General features: G+C 72.1%; 13 protein-coding genes. 9 read left to right on the top strand and 4 right to left on the bottom strand.

From position 1 onward, the window contains the following. The first annotated feature begins 606 nt into the window (after positions 1 to 606). The 3 genes from dnaK to ACWGJY_RS35560 all read left to right on the top strand — a co-directional run bounded on the left by dnaK (position 607) and on the right by ACWGJY_RS35560 (position 5,286). Positions 607 to 2,511 carry a molecular chaperone DnaK gene (gene dnaK / locus ACWGJY_RS35570; RefSeq protein ID WP_453265034.1) on the top strand — a complete coding sequence of 635 codons (1,905 nt, stop codon included), beginning with the start codon at positions 607 to 609 and terminating at the stop codon, positions 2,509 to 2,511. Next, positions 2,508 to 3,224 carry a nucleotide exchange factor GrpE gene (gene grpE / locus ACWGJY_RS35565; protein ID WP_453265033.1) on the top strand — a complete coding sequence of 239 codons (717 nt, stop codon included), beginning with the start codon at positions 2,508 to 2,510 and terminating at the stop codon, positions 3,222 to 3,224. Before dnaK ends, grpE begins: the two co-directional genes overlap by 4 nt. Positions 3,225 to 3,582: 358 nt before the next feature. Next, positions 3,583 to 5,286, top strand: coding sequence for a cholesterol oxidase substrate-binding domain-containing protein (locus ACWGJY_RS35560; RefSeq protein ID WP_453265032.1), 1,704 nt, complete (start codon positions 3,583 to 3,585; stop codon positions 5,284 to 5,286). A gap of 300 nt (positions 5,287 to 5,586) precedes the next feature. Here ACWGJY_RS35560 and ACWGJY_RS35555 read toward each other — a convergent pair whose 3' ends face one another. Both ACWGJY_RS35555 and ACWGJY_RS35550 read right to left on the bottom strand, forming a co-directional pair. Next, positions 5,587 to 6,696, bottom strand: coding sequence for a CapA family protein (locus ACWGJY_RS35555; protein WP_453265031.1), 1,110 nt, complete (start codon positions 6,694 to 6,696; stop codon positions 5,587 to 5,589). Between the two features lie 404 nt (positions 6,697 to 7,100). Further along, positions 7,101 to 8,138 carry an EamA family transporter gene (locus ACWGJY_RS35550; RefSeq protein ID WP_453265030.1) on the bottom strand — a complete coding sequence of 346 codons (1,038 nt, stop codon included), beginning with the start codon at positions 8,136 to 8,138 and terminating at the stop codon, positions 7,101 to 7,103. 82 nt (positions 8,139 to 8,220) lie between these two features. On the opposite strand from ACWGJY_RS35550, the gene ACWGJY_RS35545 reads away from it, so the two are divergent. Continuing rightward, positions 8,221 to 9,072, top strand: coding sequence for a LysR family transcriptional regulator (locus ACWGJY_RS35545; protein ID WP_453265029.1), 852 nt, complete (start codon positions 8,221 to 8,223; stop codon positions 9,070 to 9,072). Positions 9,073 to 9,170: 98 nt separating this feature from the next. After that, positions 9,171 to 9,926, top strand: a complete 756-nt coding sequence (locus ACWGJY_RS35540) for a (2Fe-2S)-binding protein (protein WP_453265028.1) — start codon at positions 9,171 to 9,173, stop codon at positions 9,924 to 9,926. Positions 9,927 to 9,986: 60 nt separating this feature from the next. Here ACWGJY_RS35540 and ACWGJY_RS35535 read toward each other — a convergent pair whose 3' ends face one another. Together ACWGJY_RS35535 and ACWGJY_RS35530 are read right to left on the bottom strand one after the other, a co-directional pair. Further along, positions 9,987 to 11,951 carry an amino acid transporter gene (locus tag ACWGJY_RS35535; RefSeq protein WP_453265027.1) on the bottom strand — a complete coding sequence of 655 codons (1,965 nt, stop codon included), beginning with the start codon at positions 11,949 to 11,951 and terminating at the stop codon, positions 9,987 to 9,989. A gap of 139 nt (positions 11,952 to 12,090) precedes the next feature. After that, complete coding sequence (locus tag ACWGJY_RS35530; RefSeq protein WP_453265026.1) at positions 12,091 to 13,023, bottom strand: GNAT family N-acetyltransferase; 933 nt, start codon at positions 13,021 to 13,023, stop codon at positions 12,091 to 12,093. 302 nt (positions 13,024 to 13,325) lie between these two features. On the opposite strand from ACWGJY_RS35530, the gene ACWGJY_RS35525 reads away from it, so the two are divergent. The 4 genes from ACWGJY_RS35525 to ACWGJY_RS35510 all read left to right on the top strand — a co-directional run bounded on the left by ACWGJY_RS35525 (position 13,326) and on the right by ACWGJY_RS35510 (position 19,096). Continuing rightward, positions 13,326 to 15,509 carry a SpoIIE family protein phosphatase gene (locus ACWGJY_RS35525; RefSeq protein ID WP_453265025.1) on the top strand — a complete coding sequence of 728 codons (2,184 nt, stop codon included), beginning with the start codon at positions 13,326 to 13,328 and terminating at the stop codon, positions 15,507 to 15,509. A 141-nt stretch (positions 15,510 to 15,650) separates the two neighbouring features. Continuing rightward, positions 15,651 to 16,829 (top strand): MalY/PatB family protein, encoded by a 1,179-nt coding sequence (locus ACWGJY_RS35520; RefSeq protein WP_453265024.1) that lies wholly within the window; start codon positions 15,651 to 15,653, stop codon positions 16,827 to 16,829. A gap of 168 nt (positions 16,830 to 16,997) precedes the next feature. Then, the gene (locus ACWGJY_RS35515) at positions 16,998 to 18,269 is read left to right on the top strand and encodes a VWA domain-containing protein (protein WP_453265023.1); all 1,272 of its coding nucleotides are present in this window, start codon (positions 16,998 to 17,000) and stop codon (positions 18,267 to 18,269) included. Further along, positions 18,269 to 19,096 (top strand): hypothetical protein, encoded by an 828-nt coding sequence (locus ACWGJY_RS35510; RefSeq protein ID WP_453265022.1) that lies wholly within the window; start codon positions 18,269 to 18,271, stop codon positions 19,094 to 19,096. Before ACWGJY_RS35515 ends, ACWGJY_RS35510 begins: the two co-directional genes overlap by 1 nt. Positions 19,097 to 19,207: the final 111 nt, after the last annotated feature.

Below are 19,207 nucleotides of genomic sequence, written 5' to 3'. Positions count from 1 at the left end.
CCGCCTCGTCCCCCGCGCCCCCGCGTCCCGCGGGGGGCCCCCCCCCGCGGGGGGGCCGCGGGGGGCCCCCCCCCCCCCCACCGAGCGGGGTTCGCACCTCTCCCGCCACCCCAACGCCCGCTGCCGTACGGCGCGCGTTCGGGACGGCGGCCGGCGTGCGTCGCGGGTGATCGGCGTACGTCGCAGGCGATCGGCGTAGGTCGGGACCGACGCGGCGCATCGTTCCGGCGAACGGAACACGATCATGCGGAGCGGGAAATACCGGCAGGCCCGGTTGCCGCCACCGGGCCACCCGACTGCGGCGGTCAGCGGGAGCATGACCGGGGTATGGGCATACGGTGTATATGTCCTGAAGAGGAATATTTTTATAGATGTGATGGATACGACAGATATACCGATGCGCTCCATGCGCGTTTCCTGCAGATGACGTAGTCGGCCCGCTCTCCATAACAGCAGGTGAGAGGGCCTACGGGGCGTCCGCGGGGCCACTCGGGCAGTTCGGTCCGGCCTCTGCGTCCGGCCTGCGCCGGCCAGGGCCTGCGGGCGTCGGATCCCGATGCCGGGCGGTGCCGCTCCGGGAGCCGGCCGCAAGACGAGGAGAAGACCATGGCACGTGCAGTGGGTATTGACCTTGGTACGACGAACTCGGTGGTCAGTGTGCTGGAGGCCGGTGAGCCCACGGTCATCACCAACGCCGAGGGGGCCCGTACCACCCCGTCGGTGGTCGGCTTCGCCAAGGGCGGCGATGTACTGGTGGGCGAGGTCGCCAAGCGGCAGGCCGTGACCAACGTCGACCGGACCGCGCGGTCGGTCAAGCGCCACATGGGCGAGGCACAGTGGCGTTTCCCGGACAGCGGTGACATCGACGGCAAGCGCTACACCGCGCAGGAGATCTCCGCGCGGGTGCTGCAGAAGCTCAAGCGCGATGCCGAGGAATACCTGGGCGAGGATGTCACGGATGCCGTGGTCACCGTTCCGGCGTACTTCAATGACGCCCAGCGCACCGCGACCAAGGAGGCCGGCGAGATCGCCGGCCTGAAGGTGCTGCGGATCGTGAATGAGCCGACCGCCGCCGCGCTGGCCTACGGCCTCGACAAGGAGAACGACCAGACGATCCTGGTCTTCGACCTCGGCGGCGGCACCTTCGACGTCTCGCTGCTGGAGATCGGCGACGGCGTCGTCGAGGTGAAGGCCACCAACGGCGACACCCACTTGGGCGGCGACGACTGGGACCAGCGGATCGTCGATCACCTGACCAAACAGTTCAAGAACGCCTACGGCGTCGACCTCTCCCGGGACAAGATGGCCACCCAGCGGCTGCGGGAGGCCGCCGAGAAAGCCAAGATCGAACTGTCCGCTGCCACCGAGACCACGATCAATCTGCCGTATGTGAGCGCGTCGGCCGACGGGCCGCTGCACCTGGACGAGAAGCTCACCCGCTCGCAGTTCGAGCAGCTGACCGCCGACCTTCTGGAACGGTGCAAGACCCCGTTCCACAACGCGGTGAAGGACGCCGGGATCAAGGTCTCCGACATCGATCATGTGATCCTGGTCGGTGGCTCGACCCGGATGCCCGCGGTGACCGAGCTGGTCAAGGAGCTGACCGGCAAGGATCCGCACAAGGGCGTCAACCCGGACGAGGTCGTGGCGGTCGGCGCCGCCCTCCAGGCCGGCGTCCTCAAGGGTGAGGTCAAGGACGTCCTCCTGCTGGACGTCACCCCGCTGTCCCTCGGTATCGAGACCAAGGGCGGCATCATGACCAAGCTCCTGGAACGCAACACCACGATCCCGACCAAGCGCTCCGAGATCTTCACGACGGCCGAGGACAACCAGCCGTCCGTGCAGATCCAGGTCTACCAGGGCGAACGTGAGATCGCGGCGTACAACAAGAAGCTCGGGATGTTCCAGCTGACCGGTCTGCCGCCGGCCCCGCGAGGCGTCCCGCAGATCGAGGTCTCCTTCGACATCGACGCCAACGGCATCATGCACGTGACCGCGAAGGACCTGGGCACGGGCAAGGAGCAGAAGATGACCGTCACCGGCGGCTCCTCACTGCCGAAGGACGACATCGACCGGATGGTGCGGGATGCCGAGCACCACGCCGAGGAAGACCGCCGCAAGCGCGAGACCGCGGAGACCCGCAACCAGGCCGAGCAGCTCGTCTACCAGACCGAGAAGTTCCTCAAGGACAACGAGGCCAAGGTCCCCGGTGAGATCAAGACCGAGGTCGAGACCGCCATCGGCGACGTGAAGGAGAAGCTCAAGGCCGAGCCCGCGGACGACGACCACACCGCGGAGCTCCGTACCGCCACCGAGAAGCTCGCGACCGTCTCCCAGAAGCTGGGCCAGGCCATGTACGCGGACGCCCAGGCGCAGGCCCAGGCACAGGGCTCCGACGCGGCCGCCGGCGGCTCCGGCGAAGGGGGACCGGGCGCGGCCACCGGCGACCAGGACGATGTCGTCGATGCGGAGATCATCGACGACGACAGGCAGGAGGGAGGCTCACGATGAACCGTCCGACCAACGTGCGTGGCCTGTCTCAGCCGCCGCTGGCCATCGTCGGACACGGGCCGGAGGCAAGCCCCGGCACGGCCCCGTCCCGGGCGACCCCGGCGGAGGAGGAGACTGCGCAGAGCACGGGGCAGCCGCCCGGGGACAGCCGGGCCCCTGGTGGGGCGCCCGGCCGGGGGGACCAGGACAGCGAGGCCGAAGGAACGCCCGGTCACGAGCGGGACGTCGACCGGCCGGCCGGCCATGCCCAGCCCTCCGCGCGGTCCGTGCCGCCGGAAGCGGTGCTGTGCGCCGAGCTCCGGGAGCGTACGGCCGATCTGCAGCGGCTGAAGGCCGAGTACGACAACTACCGCAAGCGGGTCCACCGCGACCGCCTGGCGGTCGGCGAGATCGCCGTGGCCAATGTGCTGAGCCGGTTGCTGCCGGTGCTCGACTCCCTTGCCGAGGCCAGGGAGCAGGGCGAGGTCACCGGTGGTTTCCAGCGCGTCGCCCAGGCGCTGGAAACCGAGCTGGGGGCACTGGGTCTCCAGACCTTCGGCGCGGCGGGCGCCCCCTTCGACCCGCTGATCCACGAGGCCGTCACCTACACCCCCGACGACCAGCTGGAAGTCGCCACCTGCACCGCGGTCCTCCGCCAGGGCTACCGCGTCGGCGACCGTCTGTTGCGCCCCGCGCAGGTGACCGTGGCCGGCGAACCGCCCGCCGGCCCGTGAGATCAGCGCGGTCCGATCCGCCATTCTTCCGTGGTGATTGTTCCGTGGTGACTGCTCCGTGGTGATTGCTCCGTGGCTTGATCTGTGGCTCGATCTGCGCGGGTGGCCGGCGCGGCCGCTGGTACCGCTGGCACCGCTGGCACCGCTGGTAGATGCCGGTCCCGAGCCACTCGACGTCTCCGTCCGGCCGCTCCCCGGCCCGCCGGGCAACGGTATTCCAGGCAGCCATTGCAACTGATGGCCCGTCACCTTACTCTTCCGGCACACCCCCACCGCACCGGGGCGCTCGTACGGTCTCACCCCTACGATCCGTGCGCGGTGCAGCGGGGCCGGCGCGCCGCGTGCCGGAAGGACAGCCATGTCCGACGACAGCGCTCGAAGAGCATCCTTCACCCGCCGCACGCTGCTGACCGGGGCCGCCGCCGCGGGGCTCGCCGCGGCGGCCGGGCTACAGCCCGCCCACCGCATCCCCGCGGGCAGCGCCGCTGCCACCCTCACTCCTCCACCCGGCTTTCCCCCGGACATCCCGCTCTCCCAACAGGCCTTCCGGAACTGGTCGTTGGAGATCATCGTCGAGGGCGTCTGGACGGCCTCCGCCCGGACCCCGGACGATGTGGTCACCCTCGCCAACTGGGCTCATGAGCAGGGCTACCGGCTACGGGCCCGGGGCAAGGGCCACACCTGGTCACCGCTGGTGGTGCCCGCCGGTGCCGACACCAACCGGACGGTCATCGTCGACACCACCTCCCACCTCACCGCGGTCAGCGTGCGCGGCGGCGGCCCCGGGAGCGTCACGGCGCAGACGGGCGCGACCCTCGACACCATCCTCGCCCGCCTGGAGGAGGCAGGTCTCGGCCTCGCGACCACCACCGCGCCCGGCGACCTCACCATCGGCGGGGTGCTCGCCATCGGCGGCCACGGCACGGGGCTGCCCACCGCCACCGAACATCCGCCCGCAGGCTCCGGCTTCGGCACCCTGAGTTCCCTGGTCACCTCCCTCACCGCCGTGGTGTGGAGCGCGACGGAGGGCCGCTATGCGCTCAAGACCTTCACCCGCTCCGACCCGGACATCCGCGCCTTCCTGGTCCATCTGGGCCGCGCATTCGTCACCGAGGTGACCATGACCGCGGCGGCCAACACCCGCCTGCGCTGCCAGAATTGGTTCGATGTGAACGTGGGCACCGTCTTCGGTCCGCCCGGCACGGGCGGCCGCACGATCAGCTCCTACCTGGAGAGCACCGGACGTATCGAGGCGATCTGGTTCCCGTTCACCGATGTGCCCTGGCTGAAGGTGTGGAGCACGGCACCGGCCAAGCCGCTGCTCGCCAAGCAGATCGACGCCCCGTACGCCTACACCTTCGCCAACCGGGTCACCGAAGAGATGTCGGGGCTGCTCGGGGAGATCGCCGCGGGCGGGGGCGACAAGACGCCCGCCTTCACCAAACTCGCCATGTCGATCGTCGGATCCGGGCTGATCGTCACCGGCACCTGGGACGTCTGGGGCTGGTCGAAGAACACCCTGCTGTATGTCGAGCCGACGACGCTGCGGATCGTCGAAGCGGGGTGGGCGGTGCTGACGTCCCGGGCGAATGTGCAGCGTGTGGTGGGTGACTTCTACGCCCGCTACCAGAGTGTGCTGACCGCTCATCAGGGCCGGGGTTCCTATCCGGTCAACGGCCCGATCGAGCTGCGTATCACCGGCACGGACCCCCTCGACGGCCCCCTTCTCTCCCCGGCGCGGGCCCGCGCCGACCACCCCGAGTGGGACACCGTCGTGTGGCTCGACTTCGCCACCTACCCCGGCACCCCCGGGGCGGCCCCCTTCTTCCGCGAGCTGGAGCAGTGGATCTGGCAGACGTACACCGGCTCGTATGCGACCGTGCGACCCGAGTGGTCCAAGGGCTGGGCCTACACGGACGGCGGCCCGTGGACGGACCCCGCCACGCTGGGCGGCACCGTGCCGACCGCGTTCGAGGACTGGCACACGGCCCGGGACACCCTGAACTCCTACGACCCGGCACGGGTGTTCTCCAACGTCTTCCTGGACACTCTGCTGCCCTGAGAGGCTCCCCCACCGCTCCTTGAGCAGACGTCCGGCCATACTTCGCGCCGTCCGGCGCCGCCGGCTGTGGTGACCGTCCGGCAGCAGGCGGCACCTACGGCTTCGGGTCCGGGTCCGGGTCCGGGGTGCCGGGCGGCGCCTGGTCGAGTGCGGCGGCCCAGCCCATGGCTCACGTACCGACCCCTGCTGGACGGCCGAAGGCGACCGGCTTCTCCTGGACATCGCCGACGCCCTGCACACCGGCCACGACATCGACGACGCGCTCTGGGCCCGGCTCGGCGCCGAGTTCGGCCAGGCGGCCTACGAAGGGCGGAGGATGAGTGTGCCCTCCGGCGTGGCGGCACAAGGGCAAAAGCCGGCCGTGATCCGGTCGAGGAGTGCCCGCAGCCACCGGGAGTCCTGCTGCGAGGCGTGCCACAGCCGCAGCCGCCGGGCCTGCAGCGGGATGATCCGCACCTCGTGGAGCCGGCCGGTGTCCGGGTCCACCGAGACGAGACAGAGCAGCCGCAGGTCGTCCCGGTACCGTTCGTAGCCGGTGATGCCCTCGTAGTCATCGATGAAGTCACCGCACCCGTACATCACGAGCTTCCCCCGGTACGTCTCCAGGGCGCGGGGATGGTGCGAGGAGTGGCCGTGGAGGACATCCACCCCGCCGTCGAGAAGGGCGTGCGCGAAGGCGGCCTCGGCACGGGACACGCGGTAGCCCCAGTTGGCACCCCAGTGGACGGAGACCACCGCGACATCGCCCGGCCGTTTCCGCTGGCGTACCCGGCCGGCGATCCCGGCCGCGGCGGCAGGCGAGGGCCCGGTCACCAGGTTGACGCCGGCCCGGTCCCCGCTCGCGGCCCATTCCCTCGGGATGCCACTGGACGGCATCCCGAGGGCGAAGACCAGGATCCGGCGGCCGTCCGCGAGAGGAAGGACGGCCGGCCGGCCCGCCGCGTCGGCGTCCGCGCCCGCCCCGGCCGTGCGCAGCCCCGCCCCCGCCAGAGCATCGAGGGTGTCGGTCAGTCCGCGGCGGCCGAAGTCCAGGACGTGGTTGTTGGCCAGTACGCAGACGTCGGGGCGGGCCGCGGTCAGACAGGGAAGGTTCGCGGGGTGCATCCGGTAGTGGATTCCCTTGCCGGGGGCGAATTCCGCGTGTGCTGTGACGCCGGTTTCCAGATTGAGCACCCGGGCGGCGGGCGCGGCGTCATCGAGCACCTTCAGCGCGTCCCCCCAGGGCCAGGCGAACCCGGCCGGACGGGGAACGGGACCGTTCGCCGCCTCCGCCAGCTCGACATAGAACCGGGCGTCCCGGACGTAGTCCTCGCGCAGCGCCGGGTCCACGGGGTACGGAAGGATCTGGTCGATGCCACGTCCGAGCATGACATCGCCGCAGAGGAACAGGGTGAGCAAGTCACCGCCCATCCCTCCAGGTTAGAACCCATCGGCGGAAGTTTCACGTGGTGGTGGCCGCCGCTCCGTCCGGCGGCGGTCCCGGACCGGGAGGAGCGCCAGGGAAGCGAGGTGAGCTGTCTGCGGAGCTTCTTCCGAAGCCGGGATGGAGCAATTGTCAACCCCTGTGGATCATGGGGTGGTTCAGGCTGCATGCGGATCGGAGCCGTCCGGGCGGCCGGAGTGAAACCACAGCGCGGCCGGGCTCCGCCGCAACGCCCGCGACCCCCGCCGCCCCCTCGCGCTCCTCGGCTTCGGCTTTGGCTTCGGCCTCGACCTCGGCCTCGGCCTCGGATGATCACAAACCGGACGTCACGCGACCACTCCGAAGCCCTGGGTTACGGGGACGGGCGGGGGTACGCGGACGGTTGCGCCGCTCAGCAGGTGTCATACCGCGGCGCCGAGCCGGTCCGTCGGCCGGGCGACGCCACGGGATCAGCCACCGCGGCACTCGCTGCCGCCACGGCGGAGTCGGAGGAGGCGACCAGCACCGAGCCGCGGTCGCCGGGTGGGGCCGGGGTGCGCGAGCCGGAAGCCAGGATGCTGACGGTGTTGGCCAGCACGATGGCCGCGATGGCCAGCCAGTCGACCGCTTGCAGCGTCTGGCCCAGGACGACGAGGCCGACCAGCGCCGCGAGGACCGGGTTGACGCTCATGAAGATGCCGAAGAAGCGGGCGGGGACCCGGCGCAGCGCGAGCAGGTCGGCGAGGAAGGGGACGGCGGAGGAGAGGATGCCGGCGACGGCCGCGTATCCCACGGCGTTCGCGGTCGGCGGGTGGTGGGCGAGCACGGTGATGCCGACGGGCAGGTACAGCAGGGCGGAGACGCCGGCAGCCGTGGCGGAGCCTTCGACGCCCGGCAGGCGGGCGCCGACGAGGCGGTTGAGCAGGATGTAGCACGCCCAGCACACGGCGGCGAGCAGGCCCAGCGCGATGCCGGCGTAATCGGTGGCCGGCTGCGGGCGGGTCAGCAGGACCACCGCCGCTCCGGCGACAAGGGCGCACAGCAGGTCCGCCAGGCGGCGGGAGGCGGCCAGGGCCACCGCCAGCGGCCCGAGGAACTCCAGGGTCACCGCCAGGCCCAGGCCGATGCGGTCGATCGCCGTGTAGAGGGACAGGTTCATCGTGGCGAACACCGCCGCCAGGCACAGCACCGGCCACCACTGCCGCCAGGTGAAGGAGCGCAGCCGCGGCCGGCCCACCGCCATGAGGACGAGCCCGGCCACCCACTGCCGTACGGCCACCACCCCCGCCGGTCCGATCACCGCAAACGCCAGCGCTCCGGTGGCGGCGCCGATCTGGTTGGAGAGCCCGCTCCCGAACATCATCGCCACCCCCGCCGCGCGGGCCGGGCGCGCCGCCGGTCCCCCCTGAGCGGTCGCGGGGGACGAACGGCCTTCCGTGCTCCTTCTCATGCACGGCAGCATCCGCCCGCGGGTATCCATACGTAAAATGCATGCACGTACCCATCAATGCGCTGTAGTTATGGATCTGCCCATGGAACTGCGACATCTGCGTTGTCTGGTGGCGATCGTCGATGCCGGTGGCTTCACCGATGCCGCCATCGACCTCGGGATCTCCCAGGCTGCGGTGTCCCGCACGCTCAGTTCGCTCGAAGACTCCCTGGGGGTGCGGCTGTTGCACCGCACCAGCCGGAACGTCATCCCCACCACCGCCGGTGTCCAGGTGCTGGCGCGGGCCCGGAAGGTGCTGGCCGAGGCCGACAACCTCATCCGCGAGGCCACCACCGGCCATACCCGGCTGCGCATCGGGCACGCATGGTCGGCCATGGGACGGCACACCGCCGAGTACCAGCGCCGTTGGGCGGCCCGCTGTCCCGACGTCGAGCTGCATCTGATCCGTACCAACTCGGCCACCGGCGGGCTGGCGGAGGGCCTGTGCGACCTCGCCGTGGTCCGTACCGCCTTCGATGACGCGCGTTTCGCCAGCGCCGTCGTCGGCCATGAACGCCGCTATTGCGCCATGGCCGCCGACGACCCCTGGGCCAGGCGCCGCGCCATCCCCCTGGCCGACATCCGCGAGCGCACTGTCCTCATCGACCGGCGTACCGGCACCACCACGGCCGACCTGTGGCCCGCAGCAGCGCGCCCCGTCGTCGAACACACCCAGGACATCGATGACTGGCTCACGCTGATCGCCACCGGACGCACCGTCGGCATCACGCCCGAGAGCACCGCCAACCAGTACCGGCGCGACGGGATCGTCTTCCGCCGGCTGCGTGACGCCGCGCCCATCGCGGTCCACCTCATCTGGCGACGCCATGATCCGCATCCGGCGACGCATGCCGCCGTCGCGCTGCTGACCGATCTCTACCGCCAGGGGAGGTGAACCGCGCTCCGCCCCGTACCGCGCCGCCCCGGCAGCGCCCGGATGCCGGGCAGCCGGCTCCGCCCGCCCCCGCACCACCGGAAACAGACAGGCACGTCATGACGGAATCCACTGCCGCGTTGCAGGAACAGGTCTCGGCTCTCGGGCCGTTCTTCGCCTTCGGAATGCACGACGCGGAGTCGGAACTCGTGCCGCCCTGGCGGAGGTTGAGCGAGGTGGCGCAGGAGGGGAGCGGCGTCCTGCGGGAGCGGATCACCTCGGTGCGTGCCTCGCTCGCCGCCGGCAGCGGCAGACCGGCCGAGACCGTCGAGGTGCGGGTGGCCGCATCGGTGGCGCACCTGGGGCTGGTGGCGCGGGCCGTCTCGCCGCTGCTCGGCCTGGCCGCGCTGAGCGGCGCGCTGCCGCCGCGGACGCCCGCGCTGGGCGATCTGCGGTGGCGGTCCGGCCTGGGCGGGGCGTTCGCCCTGTCACTGCCGCGCGAGACGGTGGCCGCCGTCGCCACGGGCGGCGCGCTCGCCGGTACCGGTACCGGTGCCGCCGGGGGCCTGCTGGACGGGCCGGTCCGCGAACTGGTCGACGCCGTCGCGGCGTTCTCGGTCTCCCGGCACGTTCTGTGGGGCAATGTGGCCTCGGCCGTGCACGGCGCGGCCGCGGGCATCGCGTCGGCGGCACCGGCCCTGGCCCGGCCCGCCCGTACCGCGGCCCTGCGGTTGCTGCACCAACCGCGGCTCAGGGATGCCCACACCCTGGAGGACGGCAACGGGCGCTTCCGGCGGCGGAGTTGCTGCTTGATCTACCGGGCCGCACCGGACGCGGCGGGCGCCGTGTGCGGCGATTGCGTCCTCGTGCGCTGAGGCGTGCCTGCCGGGTCCAGCCGTACCGGGTACCGGCCGGCGGACCGCAGCGGTGTCCGGTCAGCCGACGTGGACGCGGGGGCGGCGGTCGCGGTCGGGTTCGGCCTCGCGCAGGACCTCGCGGGTGACGGGGGCGACTTCGCCCTGGCCGAAGAGGAAGAAGCGGAGGAACTGCGCGAAGGGGTTTCCCTCGGTCCACTCGAAGTAGATGTGCGGCCGTGCCCCGGTGGTGTCGCGAACGTGCAGCAGCAGCGCGGCCAGCGCGTTGGAGATGGTGGAGCTCTCCAGGACGAGGACCCGGTAGCGGCCGTGCAGCACCTCGCCCCGTACCCGTAGTTCGCTCTCGAATTCGGACGGGTCGCTGACGGTGACCTCGGCGAAGATGAAGTCGTCGTCGGCCGGGAGGTCGTTGTCCGTGCGGATCTGCTGGAGTTTGTCGCGGTACTCGAACAGATCACGCCGGTCGGGCTCGTTGGCGATGAACCGGATCTTGCGATGGGCGGCGTCGCGGATGAACCGCTCGGCCATCCGGTCGAGCACGACACTGGTCACCCGCAGCTCGAAGGCGCGGGCGAGGCGGGAGAGGAACGACAGCAGGATGATCCCGGCGATGAAGCAGGCACCGATCTTCACCCCGTCGGGGCGTTCGATGACGTTCGCCACGGTGGTGTAGAGGAAGACCACGGAGATCACGGCGAAGCCGATCGTCCAGCCGCGCTCGCGGGCACGCCGTGCGGTGATGGTCACGGCGATCGCGGCGGAGCTGATCAGGACCAGGACACCGGTGGCGTAGGCGCCGCCCTGGGCGTCCACATCGGCGTTGAAGAGCCAGGTCACGAGGAAGGCAACCAGGGTGAAGACCAGCACCATCGGGCGGACCGCCCGCGCCCAGTGGGGCGCCATCCCGTAGCGCGGCAGGTATTGGGGCATCAGGTTCAGCAGGCCGGCCATGGCCGAGGCGCCGGCGAACCAGAGGATGGCGATGGTGGAGGCGTCGTAGACCGTGCCGAAGACGGAGCCCAGGTATTCATGGGCCAGATAGGCCAGGGCGCGCCCGTTGGCCGGCCCGCCGGGCCGGAACGCGTCCTCCGGGATGAGCAGGGTCGTGACGAAGCTGGTGATGATGAGGAAGACGCTCATGATCGCGGCGGCGGTGGTGAGCAGTTTCTTCGCACCGCGGATCCGGCCCGTGGGGCGCTCCTCGGTGTCGTCGGGGTCGCCCTCGATATGGGGCATGACGGCCACCCCGGTCTCGAACCCGGACAGGCCCAGCGCCAGCTTCGGGAAGACGAGCAGCGCCACCCCGACCATCGCCAGGACGCTGCCGTGCTCGGTGGTCAGCGCATGGGACCAGTCCGTGACGACATGCGCCGCGGTGACCACGTGCCACAGTCCGACGACGACCACGACCGCGTTGAGCAGCAGATAGAGGCCCACCAGCACGACCGCCACGCCGATCGCCTCCAGGAAGCCCTTGAGGAACACCGCGCCGAGCAGCGCGACGAGGATCAGCGTGATCACCAGCTGGCTGTTGTGCAGGGTGCTGGTGAGATGCGGGTTCTCCACCAGATGGGTGGCCGCGTCGGCGGCCGACAGCGTGATGGTGATGAGGAAGTCGGTGGCGGCGAAGCCCAGCAGTGTCAGTACGAACAGCTTGCCCTGCCAGAAGGACAGCAGCCGCTCCAGCATCGCGATCGAGCCCTGGCCGTGCGGGCTCTCCCTGGCCACCCGGCGGTAGACCGGCAGCGCGCCGGCCAGCGTCACCAGGACGAGGACGAGGGTGGCGACCGGCGACAACGCGCCGGCGGCCAGCGCGGCGATGCCCGGCTGATAACCGAGTGTCGAGAAGTAGTCCACGCCCGTCAGGCACATCACCCGCCACCAGCGCTGTCCACGGTGGGAGCTCTCGGGCGCGGCGTGCGGCCCCGGGTGCTGCTTGGCCATGTCGGCCAGGCCCTCCAGCATCCATGCGCGCAAGCGCTGCCGTGCTGCGTCCTCGGGAGGAGAACCGGCGGAGGCGGCCATCGTGTGCTCCTGTCGTACCGCGAAAGCATCCGGCCATCGGCGAGACGGCCACGTCAGCGTACGGAGTCCGGGCGTCGTCGCCGTGGTGTTCGGCGGTGTGGCGTGGCGTGTCCCCGGGGACGCGGCGGCAGGGGGGCGTTCAGACGGGGAGCCCCGCGTCCCGGCGGGCCGGCTTTCCGGTGAGGTGGTGCACATACTCGTGCGCCAGGCGGAATCCCGCGGTCCAGGCGAGGAGCCGGCTGCGGCGGTTGTCGCGGGAGCAGGTCCAGCTCGGGGTGCGGCCGCGGGTGGCGATGTCCCGGCACAGGGCGGTCACACAGGCCAGGGCCAGGTGCTGACGGCGGTGCTCGGGGACCGTGAAACAGGCGATGTCCTCGTACCTGGTGCCACGGAAGTAGGTACAGGCAACAGCGCGGACGGCGTCGTTGCGGACGGCCGCCCAGCCGAGTCCGGAGGCGGCGAGATGGGCCGGTCCGCCCCAGCTGGCGTGGACCCACCCCGCGTCCGGGGCGAGAGCCGCGGCCAGCGCCGGTGCGTCCCCCGGTACCAGCCGACGCACCGTCACACCGTCCGGGATGCGCGGCACCGGTACGGGCACCCGGTGCAGATACAGCATCCGCTCCCAGGGCACGACCAGGTCGAAGGCGCTGCCCAGGGCCGGCAGGAAGCGGGCGGGGGCCTGCACATGGTGCGCGCCGAAGACGGCGAGGGCATCCGGGGCCAGGGCCCTGGGGTCGCCGCGGAGGAGTACGTGGTCCGCGCAGGCCACGGCCAGGGCACGGGGACCGGTGACGCGGTCGGCCCACCAGCGGCCGGTGCCGCAGGCCCGTACGTGTTCGGCCAGCGCCGCCGTCCCCGGGGCTCCGGCGGTGAACCAGCGGGTGAGCGGGGGGAGTTGGTCCGGGGCGAGTTCGAGCACAAGGGGTCCTCGGGTGGTCGCGGCCTGCGGCGGGGCGGTGGCGCCGGGGCGGCGGGCGGTGGCGCCGGGGCGGCGGGCGGTGGCGGCGGGGCGGCTGAGCGGAAGGTCACCGGCGCCGGGACCGGCGGGCTGCCGGGCGGCTCGGGGCGCCACCGGCCGGCGCCGGAGGCGCACCGGCCACCAGGACCGTACGGGAGTAAAGGGACATCTCGGGCGTCAACCCTTCCGAGACCGGGGAACGGGTACACCGAACGGCCCCGTCAGCCGCCGGGACGAACCGCGGCACAAAGCCGGGACGAACCGCGGCACAGAGGACGGCCGGGGGCTTCAGCGCGTTGCCGGGCCGATCCGCTCGGTGACCCTGACCGCCGTGGCCTGGAATCCTCGGAGCGGTGTGCCAGAGTGGGAGGTGGACGGGCGCCGCGGTCGGTGCGCACGAGAGAGGGCGGCCTGTCATGTCCCTACAGCCGGATCGCCTCGGCACGGTCACCGCACATCCCAGGCCCACGTCCCGGCGGAGCGAGGAATACGAGGACCTGTTCGATCAGGCTCCGGTGATCTTCGCTGCGCTCAGCGGCCCGTCGCACCTGCTGGAGGCGGCGAATCCGGCGTTCTTCGAGGCATTCGGCGGCGACCGTACGCGGGCCGGCCTGCCGCTCGCGGAGCTGATTCCGGAGCTGGCGCCGCAGGGCGTCATCGACCGGCTCGACGGGGTGTACCGCACCGGCACCGCGTTCCGGGCCCGCGGCGCGCGACTGGTGCTGGGTGCGCCGGGGGCGGAACGGGAGGGGTTCTTCGACTTCGCCTACGAGCCCCGCCGGGACGCGGCGGGCGAGGTCGACGGGGTGGTCGTGATCGCGGTGGAAACCACCGTCTACCACCACGCCCAGCTCCTCGCGGCCGAACAGCGCATCCTGCTGGAGCAGATCGCGCGTGACGCCCCGCTGGGCGACATCCTGACCGGCATGGCGCGGGCGATCGAGGAACTGTCGCCGGAGCTGATCGTCTCGGTGCTGCTGGCCGACCCCGACGGCCGGCATCTGCGGCACGGCACCGGCCCGGGGCTGCCCGCCTTCTACAACGAGGCGATCGACGGGATAGCCATCGGTCCCGACATGGGCTCGTGCGGCACAGCCGCACATCTGCGCGTCCCGGTGATCGTCACCGATATCGCCACCGATCACCGGTGGGAGGACTTCCGGGAGCTGGCCGCGCGGGCCGGGCTCGCGGCGTGCTGGTCCACCCCGATCCTGGGGGCGGACGACCGGCTGCTGGGCACCTTTGCGATGTACCACCGCACCCCCAAGGCCCCCGAGAACAAGGACGTGGCCCTCAGTGCCGCGTTCGCCCGTATCGCCGCGCTGGCCATCGAGCGCCACCAGGCCATGGAGGCCGGCCGCGCCGCCCGGAAGCGGGAGCAGGAGGCCCGTGAGGACCTGGCCTTCGTACTGGACGCCAGCACGGCCATCACCCGCGAGCTGCACTACACCGACTGTCTGCAGCGCCTGGCCCGGCTGACCGTGCCGACCCTCGCGCCGCTGTGCAGCGTCCATGCGATCGAGGACGGCCGGACGCAGCAGATCGCCGTGGCCGCCGCCTCCCGGGCCGACGAGGCCCTGCTCGCCTCCCCCGTGCTGCGCGACCGGGTCGACGCGGCGGTCGCCCGTGTCCTGTCCTGCGGCGTCACGGAGACGGACCGCTCCGGCGCCTCGCCCGGCGGCCGCCCCGCGCTGCCCGGCGTCACCGGCTATGTCTGCGTCCCGCTGGCCACCCGTGGCCGTACCTTCGGCGCCCTGACCCTCCTGGCCACCGCCCGGCCGCTGGACGGCCATGTCATCGCCCTCGCCGAGGAGCTGGCCCGCCGGGCCGCCTCCAGCGCCGACAACGCCCACCAGTTCAGCGACCGCGTGCAGCTGGCCCGCGACCTCCAGGCCGGGCTGCTGCCACCGGAGCTGCCCAGGATTCCCGGCGCCGATCTGGCGGCGTCCTACCACCCCGCAGGCGAGGGGCTCGACGTCGGCGGCGACTTCTACGACGTCTTCCCGCTCCCCGACGACCGCTGGGCGTTCATGATCGGCGATGTGTGCGGGCGCGGCGCGCTGGCCGCCACCACCACCGGCATGGTCCGCCACACCGCACGCGCCGCCGCGCGGCTGCTGCACGACCCCGCGGCCGTGGTCGCCGCCATCGACACCGCACTGACCGGGAGCGCCCTCCACGAGGACTACTTCGTCTCACTCGTCTACGGCGAACTGCGGCACACCGCATCCCACCTCGCACTGGAGCTGATCCGCGCCGGCCACGTCCCGCCGCTCGTCCGCCGCACCGACGGCACGGTCGAACAACTCGTCCAGTCGGGCCTGCTCCTGGGGATCGGCCCCGCATTCGACGGCGCGCCCTGCCGGCTCGACCTCTCCCCGGGCGACAGCCTGGTACTGGTCACCGACGGCATCACCGAGGCCCGCTCCGCCACCGGCGAGTTCTTCGACGAACAGCGTCTGGCCGAGACCCTCCTCGCCCTCCCCGCCACGACGTCCGGCGCGGCCGCGCTGATCGAGGCCGTCCACACCGCGGTGACCGCGTTCGCGGGCCGTGCCACACCCGATGACCAGGCCGCGCTGGTCCTCACCGCGACCTGACCGCTGCCCCGCGCCCACGGGGATGCGCAGCCCCGGCACGCACCGCCCGACCGCGGGTCCGGGCCCCGGTGACCACAGCCCCGCCGACGACGACGGCCGTTCCCCTCTGCCCTTCGCCGGCAACCTGTCTATTTTGGCCTCATGGAACCCGTGGCGCGTGCCGTCCCCGACGACACCAGCCCCCTGCGCCGGCTCTCCCTCGACGCACTGCGTCTGCGGACGAGCTTGAAGTGGCGCGCCTACCCGGACGATGTGCTGCCGCTGTGGGTGGCGGAGATGGATGCGCCGCTCGCCCCGCCGGTCGTACAGGCGATCACGGATGCGCTTGCGCTCGGCGACACGGGCTACCCGGCGGGGACGGCGTACGCGCAGGCCCTGGCCGGCTTCGCACGGGCGCGCTGGGACTGGGACGGGCTCGTCGTGGAGCACACGGCGATCGTGCCCGATGTGATGCTGGGCATCGTCGAGGTGCTCAAGCTGCTCACCGGCCCGGGGGACCCGGTGGTCGTCAACTGCCCCGTCTATCCGCCGTTCTACCAGTTCGTGACGCATATGGACCGGCGGGTGGTGGAAGCGCCGCTGGGCGAGGATCTGCGGATCGATACCGCCTCGCTGGAGGCGGCGTTCCGGCACGCCGTCGCGGGCGGGGGCCGGGCCGCGTACCTGCTGTGCAGCCCGCACAACCCCACCGGCACGGTGCACGGCGCCGGGGAACTGGCCGCCGTCGCCGCACTGGCGGACAGATACGGCGTACGGGTCGTCGCCGACGAGATCCACGCCCCCGTGACGGCCCTTGACACCGCGTTCGTGCCCTATCTGAGCGTCCCCGGGGCGGAGAACGGACTGTCGCTGATGTCGGCCTCCAAAGCGTGGAACCTGGCCGGTATCAAGGCCGCGCTCGCCGTCGCCGGCCCCGCCGCGGCCGGCGATCTGGCCCGCCTCCCGGAAGAGGTCAGCCACGGCCCCAGCCACCTCGGCATCATCGCCCACACCGCCGCCCTGCGGGACGGCGGCGACTGGCTCGACGCGGTGCGCAGCGGCCTCGACGACAACCGCCGGCTGCTCGCCGGCCTGCTGGCGGAGCGGCTACCCGGGGTCCGCTACCGGCCCGCCGCCGGCACCTATCTCGCCTGGCTCGACTGCCGCCCGCTCGGCCTCGGTGACGACCCCGCCGCGGTCTTTCTCGCCCGCGGGAGGGTAGCCCTCAGCCCCGGCACCAGCTTCGGCACCGGCGGCGCCGGTCACGTCCGGCTCAACCTGGCGACCTCACCCGAGCTGGTCACCGAGGCCGTACGGCGGATGGCTGCGGCAGTGACCTGAGCGGGGCACCCGGCGGCGCCTGCCATGCCCGTCCCCCGCCGCTCAGGGGAAAGCCCTACGGAAACCGGCCGCCGTCCCGCGCCGCCGGCCACCCCGCCACCGGCCGTTCCCCGTACCGCAGTTGGGGACCGTTTTGGACTGCGGGGAGTTTCTCCATACGATCCGTCGATGATCACAAGAAAACGGCTGGCGGCCGGGGTGTGCGGCCTGCTGGCCGCGATGACCGTCGCGCTTGCCCCCACACCTGCCGCCGCCGGTGAACCGGATGCGAAGTCTTCCCCCAAGGTCGAGTTGACGCTCGATGTCAGTGGCTCGATGCGGGCCCGGGACATCGACGGGCAGAGCCGGATGGCCGCGGCGAAACAGGCGTTCAACGAGGTACTGGACGCGGTGCCGGACGAGGTCCAGCTCGGCATACGCACCCTCGGGGCCAACTACCGCGGCGAGGACCGGAAAGTCGGCTGCAAGGACACCCGGCAGCTCTACCCGGTCGGACCGCTGAACCGGACCGAGGCGAAGACCGCGGTGGCCACGCTCACCCCCACCGGCTGGACGCCGATCGGGCCGGCCCTGCTGGGCGCGGCCGACGATCTCAAGGGCGGCGACGCGAGCCGCAGGATCGTCCTCATCACGGACGGCGAGGACACCTGCGCCCCGCTCGACCCCTGCCAGGTGGCCCGTGACATCGCCGCCAAGGGCATCCATCTCACCGTCGACACCCTCGGGCTGCTGCCGGACGCCAAGACCCGCAACCAGCTGAGCTGTATCGCCGAGGCGACCGGCGGGACCTATACCTCGGTACAGCACACCAAGGAACTTCGTGACCGCGTACACCAGTTGGTGGACCGTGCCGCCCATCCCGTGGTCACTCCGGTGGCGACCGAGGGGGCCGGGCAGTGCGCCGACGCCCCCGAGCTCAAGGCCGGTCTCTACAGCGACCGCGAGAAGTTCGCCGAGCACCGCTGGTACCGGGTGGCCGTCCGGCCCGGCCAGGAACTGCGCGCTTCGGTGAGCGTCGCCGCCGACCGCGCGGTGAACAACGATTACGGGGTCCTGCTGCAGGCCTCGACCGTGCACGGCCGGGAGATCGTCCGCGGCTCGGAGGCCGGCAACGGCCGTACGGATGTGATCTCCTCCGGGCTGCGTTACCCGAAGGCGCCGCTCACCTCCTCTCACGATGACGCACCTGCGGCGGAGACCATCTGTCTGCAGGTCAGCAACTCCTTCTCGGCACCGGCCTCGGTCAAGACCGACCCGGGCCTGCCCGTCGAGCTGACCGTCGACCTGGTGGACGGGCCCGATGACGCCTCCGACGCGGCCTTCTTCGGCCTCGGACACGGCTGGTGGCTGCTGGTCTCACTGGCTCTCAGCGGACTGGTCGCCGGTCTGCTGTGGGGCTGGATCTCCCGTTGGCGCGTCACCGTCTGGAGGACCAACTGATGCGCACCGTACGCACCCTGATGACCGCAGTGCTGGCCGGCGCCGGCCTCTTCGCCCTGGCGGGACCGGCCGTCGCCAACAGCCCGTCCCCCGGTCCGAGCACCGGTGCGGACGCGGAACCGGCCGCCCCGACCGAGGCCGGCACCTCCTTCCGTACGGCAACCGTCATCAAGCCGGATCAGCGGGCCACGGCCGACGCCTCCACCGGCGACTACCTCTACTGGGTACTGCCCGTGGACGCGGGCCGGCGCGCCACCGTCAAGGCCAAGGTGACACTCCCGCAGAGCGCCCGGCACGGTGCGGCCACCTGGCAGCTCGATGTCTATGACGGGCTGCGCCGCCGTCAGGCGTGCATGTACGGCGCCCAGACCAGGGCCGCGGCCCAGGATGCGGGATCCGTCGAGCTGTCCTGCACGCTGCGCACCGTCCGCGCCTGGGCGGAGCCGTGGGCGAACGATCCGCTGCCGGGCAGCTACTACGTACGCCTGACGGTCGTCGACCTGCCCAAGGACGATCTCGGGCTGCCGGTACACGCCGAGGTCGACGCCACCACGGCCGACACGGGCGGCGCCCACGCCGTGGACGGCACGCTCGCCGCGCCCCTGGTGCCCGGCGCCGCCACCGCAACCCCGCAGGCCCAGGAGAGCGCCGCTCCCGGGAAGCCCTCGGCCCTGGTCGAGCCGGACGGCGGCTGGTCCTCCGGTGGCTGGTCCGACCGCTGGCTCTGGACCGCGGCGGGCGGGGTGCTCGCGGCCCTGGCCGGTATCGCCGGCTACCGCTTCACCCGGGGCTCCGGCCGCCCGTCCCGGGTGCCGCCGGGCGCCTGACCTGCCGGGGCGGCCACGGCACGGGCCGGGGGGCGCCCCCCCCCCGGGCGCGGGGGGGGCCGAGGGGCGCGGGCCGCGGTCGGTAAAAAAAAAAAAGCAGGAGCGGCGCGA

The organism is Streptomyces sp. NPDC054765 (assembly GCF_053612065.1).
This window is presented reverse-complemented; position numbering and strand designations above follow the sequence as displayed.

Coding starts and splice junctions, on each gene's coding strand:
- ACWGJY_RS35550 (WP_453265030.1), bottom strand. CDS start 8,138: ATGAGAAGGAGCACGGAAGGCCGTTCGTCCCCCGCGACCGCTCAGGGG.
- dnaK (WP_453265034.1), top strand. CDS start 607: ATGGCACGTGCAGTGGGTATTGACCTTGGTACGACGAACTCGGTGGTC.
- ACWGJY_RS35525 (WP_453265025.1), top strand. CDS start 13,326: ATGTCCCTACAGCCGGATCGCCTCGGCACGGTCACCGCACATCCCAGG.
- ACWGJY_RS35540 (WP_453265028.1), top strand. CDS start 9,171: ATGACGGAATCCACTGCCGCGTTGCAGGAACAGGTCTCGGCTCTCGGG.
- ACWGJY_RS35545 (WP_453265029.1), top strand. CDS start 8,221: ATGGAACTGCGACATCTGCGTTGTCTGGTGGCGATCGTCGATGCCGGT.
- ACWGJY_RS35520 (WP_453265024.1), top strand. CDS start 15,651: ATGGAACCCGTGGCGCGTGCCGTCCCCGACGACACCAGCCCCCTGCGC.
- ACWGJY_RS35535 (WP_453265027.1), bottom strand. CDS start 11,951: ATGGCCGCCTCCGCCGGTTCTCCTCCCGAGGACGCAGCACGGCAGCGC.
- ACWGJY_RS35515 (WP_453265023.1), top strand. CDS start 16,998: ATGATCACAAGAAAACGGCTGGCGGCCGGGGTGTGCGGCCTGCTGGCC.
- ACWGJY_RS35560 (WP_453265032.1), top strand. CDS start 3,583: ATGTCCGACGACAGCGCTCGAAGAGCATCCTTCACCCGCCGCACGCTG.
- ACWGJY_RS35555 (WP_453265031.1), bottom strand. CDS start 6,696: ATGGGCGGTGACTTGCTCACCCTGTTCCTCTGCGGCGATGTCATGCTC.
- ACWGJY_RS35510 (WP_453265022.1), top strand. CDS start 18,269: ATGCGCACCGTACGCACCCTGATGACCGCAGTGCTGGCCGGCGCCGGC.
- grpE (WP_453265033.1), top strand. CDS start 2,508: ATGAACCGTCCGACCAACGTGCGTGGCCTGTCTCAGCCGCCGCTGGCC.